5 protein-coding genes are annotated in these 6,793 nt (G+C 44.6%); all 5 read right to left on the bottom strand.

Annotated elements, in window-relative coordinates; all coding sequences use genetic code 11:
- On the bottom strand, window positions 1–1,544 hold a 1,544-nt coding region (locus tag EB241_RS20885; RefSeq protein WP_158612393.1), incomplete at its 3' end, for a hypothetical protein.
- A 256-nt stretch (window positions 1,545–1,800) separates the two neighbouring features.
- A complete protein-coding gene (locus EB241_RS07000; RefSeq protein ID WP_124232484.1) occupies window positions 1,801–2,931 on the bottom strand; it encodes an IpaD/SipD/SspD family type III secretion system needle tip protein in 1,131 nt (376 codons plus the stop codon).
- 56 nt (window positions 2,932–2,987) lie between these two features.
- On the bottom strand, window positions 2,988–4,250 hold the full coding sequence (locus EB241_RS06995) for a hypothetical protein (protein ID WP_124232483.1): 1,263 nt from the start codon (window positions 4,248–4,250) through the stop codon (window positions 2,988–2,990).
- A 39-nt stretch (window positions 4,251–4,289) separates the two neighbouring features.
- Window positions 4,290–5,978, bottom strand: coding sequence for a type III secretion system translocon subunit SctE (sctE, locus tag EB241_RS06990; protein ID WP_233592559.1), 1,689 nt, complete (start codon window positions 5,976–5,978; stop codon window positions 4,290–4,292).
- Between the two features lie 191 nt (window positions 5,979–6,169).
- Entirely contained in the window at window positions 6,170–6,673 is a 504-nt protein-coding gene (gene sicA, locus EB241_RS06985) for a type III secretion system translocator chaperone SicA (RefSeq protein WP_233592558.1), read from the bottom strand.
- Window positions 6,674–6,793: the final 120 nt, after the last annotated feature.

Raw genomic sequence — 6,793 nt, 5'->3', positions numbered from 1 at the left:
TTGATGTGCAGCGTCACGTTCGGATACAGGCGGGTCATTAACGCAGGCGCAAAATCGCCCGCCCCCCCCAACCAGTTACCATCAGTGGCAATCCAACGTGCCAGGCTTTCGGTCTTTGCCAGGATGTCTGCCGCCGTCGCTTCAGTGCCGGCCATCTGCGGCCTGTCTGTATTGAGCGACGCCGGCGTATGCATGCCCGCCGGTGAAGTCAGGGCCGCGGAATGTGGCGCACTGCCATCCGTGTTAACGGGGCTTTCAGCCCGGGATAATACCGTTAATGGGCCTGGCGACTGAGACGGCTTTAAACCGTCTGATGACGGACCATCAATTTCATCAAATGACGACGCGTGCGTCAGATTATCAGCTACGCTGATTGCTTTGTTATCAGCAAGGCTGCGAAATTTGCCGCCGCGATTCAGTGCCACATCCGCAGATCCGCGTCGCTGGCCAATGGATTGCGTCACATCAGGCATGGAATCAGGCAATGACGATGCATCAGTATGCTCGTCAAATGGCGTCACCTGTTCAATAAGTGACAAAATTTCCGGGGGCTTCCCACTAAATTGCCGGGCCAGAAAATCTTTAAGAAGCCCTATTTTTTCCTTTTCATTGATTTCTGCCTTAATCAGATCGCGGCCAAAATCCCAGGACGTGCTGCCCACATCCTGGGACACATCCTTTGAACCAACGGAAGCATGCGCTTTACTGCCCTCAACGTTGATATGAATGCTACGATCCCCGGGATCTGATTTATCACCGCTGGCTGGTATTTCCTGATGCGGGAGAAGCTGCGGGCCATCGATTTCAGACTCGCCATCGGTTTTACCCGGCTCCTCCGCTTTTTTTGGCTCCTGTGCATCGTGGAATTTTAACGTTTTCACCATCGATTCAGATGCACACAGGATGAAATTTGCTTTCTCGGTTAATTCAACCCAGGAATATTTATGCTCGATCAGGTCTTTAATTTGACCCGTCAGAAGAGAATGACACGCCAGGAATGAATCATCGAAAATGTCTTCATCCGCAACGTTGGTATCCGCACAGTTGTGATGGTAGCACCATGCCTGTCGGCAATGCTCCTTACACTCACTAAGATATTTTGAAAATGCACATTGACCATGTTTTGATATTAATTCATTAAGGCCTTTTGCCACATTTTCCTGTGCAGAATTGCGGGCACTTTCACTTATTTTCGCCTGATTGCTCTTAAGCAGGTTTTTGCAAATGTTATCGAAAGTTTTCTTATCTTGCTGCGTGGCTTCTCTGGCAAGAATGCCCAGCAGAAATTTTGCGTGTTCACCGTCATCGTCCAGCTTCGTATTTCGCAGGCTGTCAGGAACATATTCCATTGCCGTCTGTGTGAACAGGGTTTCTGTTTCTTTTACCTGTGGTAATTTTATAAACTGATGGAAAGCGGAAGAGTCACTTTCAACGGACTTAAGAGAATTTAAAAGCGTACTGCCCTGATTGGCATTCGCCTTATTGGAATCGTTCTGATTGATATCAGTAATTAGGGGCCTGTGAGCAGAAGTAATATTAGGCATAAAATATCCCTGAGCTAGTTAATTTTTACCGGGGTGCCAAAAGCAAGTAGCCGACAGTCCATCGGGAATACCTCAGAACAGTGGGGTTGAGGCGCTACCTGTGTCACAGTCACCATTTTCCATCATCAGAAGGACAGACATTTCGCTGTAAAGAGTACTCAACTCATCACGTAACAGACTGAACAATGTTTGTGAAACAAAGGTACTGAAGCACCAGGACAGAAAGGACCATCAGGCACCCTGCTTTTCTTTATTATCAGGTTAAATTTTTAAACACCTCTTTTGGGTATTCATTTAACACGCTGATGTTATTAATTAATAAACTGGTTAAGTTATTAAAAGTGCTGACGGACTGGCTGTAACGCTGAGCAAAAGTCTGCATATAGCTTTGCAGCGAAGTGCCCACAGCATTAAACGAGGCAAGCCAGGACTGATACGTTGTGGTAGCGATATCAGCTTCCCAACTGGAATCGCTGGCACCCGTTGGATAATTTGGCGAGCTATTATACTCACTGAGATTGAATGTTATTGTCCCATTGTCAGAGACATCAAAAGCCGGTGCCATTATGGTCCTGGTTGCTTCTTTTTCACTATCACTCATATATCCCCACCCCGACACGCTGCCCAATTTTTCTTCAAGAGACGCGACTTGTTTTTCAAACTGATCGTAGGCTTCTTTCATTTGTGTTGCGTTAAACGTCACGCTGTTTCCGTCTTTGCCGCTTGTTACAACTTTAGCCGCTGTCGCCAGAACTGTCTCATTGTACAACTGGTAAAGTTCCGTGTAATGCTTCATTAAATCTGAGTATTTATCAAAATAATTTTCTTTGACATTGTCTATTAAATCGGAAATACCGTCTGTTAAGTCTTTATGACTGTTACCACTCTCCTCCGTCAGGACAGACGCTGCCTGCACTAAAGTGGATTCAATACGCAGGGATTGATTGCGAAGCTCGATTTTAATCTCATCAGTAGCATCTGACGAAATCTTAACTAACTGTTGCTGTTTATTTATCAGCGTTACAATGTCATCTTCTGTGGCTGCACTGCTGGACTTATATACCTGTTCTGTCTTTTGCATCGCGACAGATAATTTATCTCCAGCGTATTCGCTCTTATCTAACTGATTGTCGACAAGATACGCTTCGAGCTGAGCTATTTTTTGTGCAGTAGCAGCTAATGTATATTGGTCACTCTCATCAGGCAGCAAGCAATTCAGGGCCAGCCTTAAGGCAACAGGATCCGCTTCAGCGCTTTGGCTGTCTGTAATAGCCGTATAAGTGTCCATTTTGGTTGTCATATCATTATCAGCAGCTTGTTTTGTAGCAAACAGCCTCGTAATTAAAACAGACGAGCTTATATTCGTGTTATTACTTAGTTCAGTCATTACTGCTTCTCCAGCATACAGCGGGAAGGGATTCCCCGCTGGTATATATGGGATTATTAACGAACTTTTTCAGTAACCGAGCTCGCAGTACTGTTATTCGAATTTCTAATAGTCTCGAAAGTTTGGCTCAACGAATTTTGCGTATCGTGTGTTTTCTTCCCGGTCTGCTGGTGGATGGAGGCAATTTCGCTTTTTACTGTCTGGTCAGCGCGTGCTAAATCGGCCTGTGCCGTTTCTTGTACAGAGTTTATCGAGAAGGATTTATTGATAGTGTCCTGGGCTGTATTAGTAGCCTGGGATATAACGTCAGACTGACTACGGACTTTTTGCACATGGTTATCAACAAGGTTGAAATTATTGCGGTGCTCTTCGATTTTAAACATTGTTTGGCTGTCACTACCGGACATAACGCTTTGAACATCACCGTTAAGGGATTTACCCTGTTGGAGCATAGATTGAGAACCTTGTTTGATCATATTCTGGTTAGTGTTCAGACCCTGTTGGAGCTTATTCGCCTTGCCCAGTTCACTCTCAATTGCTTTACCTTTTTTAGCCGTTGCATTGAGCATTTTGCTGGCACTCACACCCTGTCCCGTTAAGTTTACAGCGCCTCCCGCGATTGTTCCCGTCAGATCATTGATTTTTGCCTTAATTGAGTGTTGTCCGCTTTTTTCAGTGCTTTTCATCCCCAGTTCTGAAAAAGTTGATCCTGATATAGCCGAATTTTTTTGTGAATCATTCATTGTCAAAGTGGCAAAATTTTCCATTTCTGCCTGGTTTAAATTGGGTACAACTTTAAGAAATTTAAAGGAGGTATTACTGACGTCAGTAATATCGGTTCCCGTCTCAACAGCCACATGGGAACGGGTATTAGTGGTGCTGTTTTCAGAAACTTTACCGGTAATCTCTGCGTCTGCGTTTGCAACCTGCTTATTACTTACCTGAATGCTGTTGATATGCGATGTCATAAGCGTGGCAGCAGAGGCGGCAATATTATTCAGCTGATCCGCATCCGTATTGCTTAGTAAAGCCGTCGATGATGAAAGCAGTGCTTTACTCTGCTCAGCATTCAACTTTTTTTCCTGATTAACAGGCATTGCCAACTCAGGTTTCGTTTCAGTATTATTACTCATAATACTTTGTCCATTCAGCAAAGAAGCAATACCGCCTTGCTGTTCAGCTAATATACTAAAATCATTTACCTTAGCTGTGACATTCTGCGCCACTTCATTTTCATCAGAAGCGATATAATTCGTTACGCGATCATAATGAATCGACTTATTCTGAAGCGTAAGAGCGGACAAATTTGTATATATCATAAGTTTAAATCTCCTGTATCTTTTTAAAAGTTTAGAAAATTACACTGCGACTGAGCTCATTTTATTTGCAATATATTTTCCCTTTTTTAACTGGTCTTCGAGTAACTGAGTGAGATTTTTGAAGGTATCGTTTAACGTCTGTAATTTACGGGTAAAGATCTCAATAATGCTCTCCATCATTTCATTGAGTACATTCATCAAAGCCGCATTCTCAATTAACTTTGCCAGTATTTTTGACGCATCAACCCCCAGTTTGGCAACATAAATATTGCTGGCTATCCCCAAACCAGTATTGACAACTGATGCCGCGGTCGATACCTTTTCCATATTATTGGCTATCTTTGCCATTTTTGTCATCTTGTTGGCGGCAGAGCCCATAACCTTCTTACTGATATTTTGGCCGAGGGTTTTTAACACACGTCCCACAGCGGTTTGTGCTACTTTTTTCACTACAGCACCCGCCAGCTTAGCTACCGCTGCGCCGGCAACCATCATTCCTGCGGCCATAGCAACGGCAACGGTAACCGCAGCAATAATCTGCCCGGCAAGTTCTGCGGCGTTGTTATCAACACCAAATGACTTAAGAAGGTCAGAATATACTTTGCTTAAGAAATCCATGACGGGTTGAATAACTTTCTCCATCAACGGGTTCATCATTTTTTGCATATAGGACTCCCCCGTTACCGCCTGATAAATTTCATCACCGACAGCCAGCGCCAGTCCGACCGCCGCCAATGCAAGAGAGGCGCCACCGGTAAATAATGCCGCCGCAAAACTGATCCCCGTAATCAACCATCCAAGCGTTTTTCCGATGCACCCCATCGTTTTTTGCATGTCTTCTGCCTTGCGTACCTGCTCTTTATATTCCGCATCCTTTCTTTCCGCGTCTTTTATCGCTGCTTCCGCAAGGGCCTGCTTCAATTTCAGCGAGGAGCTCATTTCATTATTGCTGTTCTGTTGAATGAGCTGGTGCATCAGTGCCAGTAAGTAAGTCAGGCTTCGCTCACTTTCTCCCTTCTGCTGAAGGCTGGATTCCACTAAATACAACTGTTGTGTTGTCACGTTTTGTATCTGATTCTGGGATTTGTTTATCGTAGCCTGAAGATTATTTTTGGCCTCTGCCAGGGCTGCTTTGGCTTGACTCAACGGGCCAACGACAAAGCTATTATATTTATTTTGCGCCACGTTCAGCGCCTCCTGCGCCGTCCTGACTGCCTTCCTGGCCTGATCAATCTGTTGTTGCAAAGCGCCGGGGATTGGATTCTTTCCAGCAGCCTGCGCTTCGAGGCGGTTTAATTTATCCTGGTGGGTATTAAGATCCGCCTGCGCTTTATCCACTTTACCGTTCAGTTCCTGTGCCTGCTTGTTCATCGCTGACAGGTTATCCTGGCACGCCGTATACGCCTTACCCTGCGTAACGAGCTCCCCGGACAGCTGAGTAAATTGCGTTTGCAAGCCTTTGAACACAGCGTTAAAGGTATTGAGTTCTGACTGCGCTTTTTGTACAGAACTGCCCATATTTAGCTCAATAACTGTCCCTAACAATGCAATCAGCTTTGCATTCAAACTCAGCTGTTCATAGCTGTTCTTCGTCACGCTGGCATCGCCGTCGACGCCATTCGTCTCACTGGCCACGGGCTTCGGCTGAGTCAGCTCTGGAATTTCCTGCTGTTCAAGGTTGGTATTCCCCCCCATACCACTTACCGCGTTACGGGTACTTTGTAACACATTCAATAATTGTTCAGGCTGCAATGTATTAAGCGCGTTATTAACACTTTCGGCTCTGATATGCTCTCTGAATGCCGTATTGCCAAACCGTCGCGCCAGCTCATTTTTTTTTTTGATCTCGTTACAGTTTGCCTCTTCTGACCCGGTGATTATCAGGTCCAACAAGCTACGACCATTAGATGGTATATTCATTACAAGTCCTCATTATTCTCCGATGACGGATCTTTGTTACTTCCATCACTTATTTCTCTCAATGCTGACAAATAGGCTTCCGCTTTTTCTTTTAACGGGGCGTCGTGGCATTTGCTCATAACAATTTCAAAACATTGCTTCGCCTGCACCGCACGGCGCAACATCAGATTACATTGACCTGCGTAGAACATCGGCCGATAATCCTCTTTTGCAAGGGAATATGCTAACGCATAAAAATCAATCGCCTTGCTGTAATTTTTTTTCAGCTGGTGAACAGCGGCTAATCCCATCGCGTATTCTGGGTTATAAAAATCATAAACACACAAAAACCGAAACAATGACTCAGCGTCATTAAGCTTTCCGTGATGATAGAACTCATATGCCAGACGATATACATCGTGCATTGTCTCATCAGAAACGCCCTGAACGTCTTTTAACGCAGCGCCATTCTGGATGGCATCAATTAACCCATGTGTATAACTTTCAATATCATCCTCTGTCATTGATGAGTCTTTATTCTGAGTATTTTCCATGCTGTCATTACCACTCATTTTTACCTCAAACATTATGCGTTAAATACGTAAACCAACGTGTTTTACTTGCAATGTAGTCAGTAAAATAAA

Source organism: Erwinia psidii, assembly GCF_003846135.1.
GTDB lineage: Bacteria > Pseudomonadota > Gammaproteobacteria > Enterobacterales > Enterobacteriaceae > Erwinia > Erwinia psidii.
Note: the sequence above shows the minus strand (reverse complement) of the source record. Positions and strands in the feature narration are given on the sequence as shown.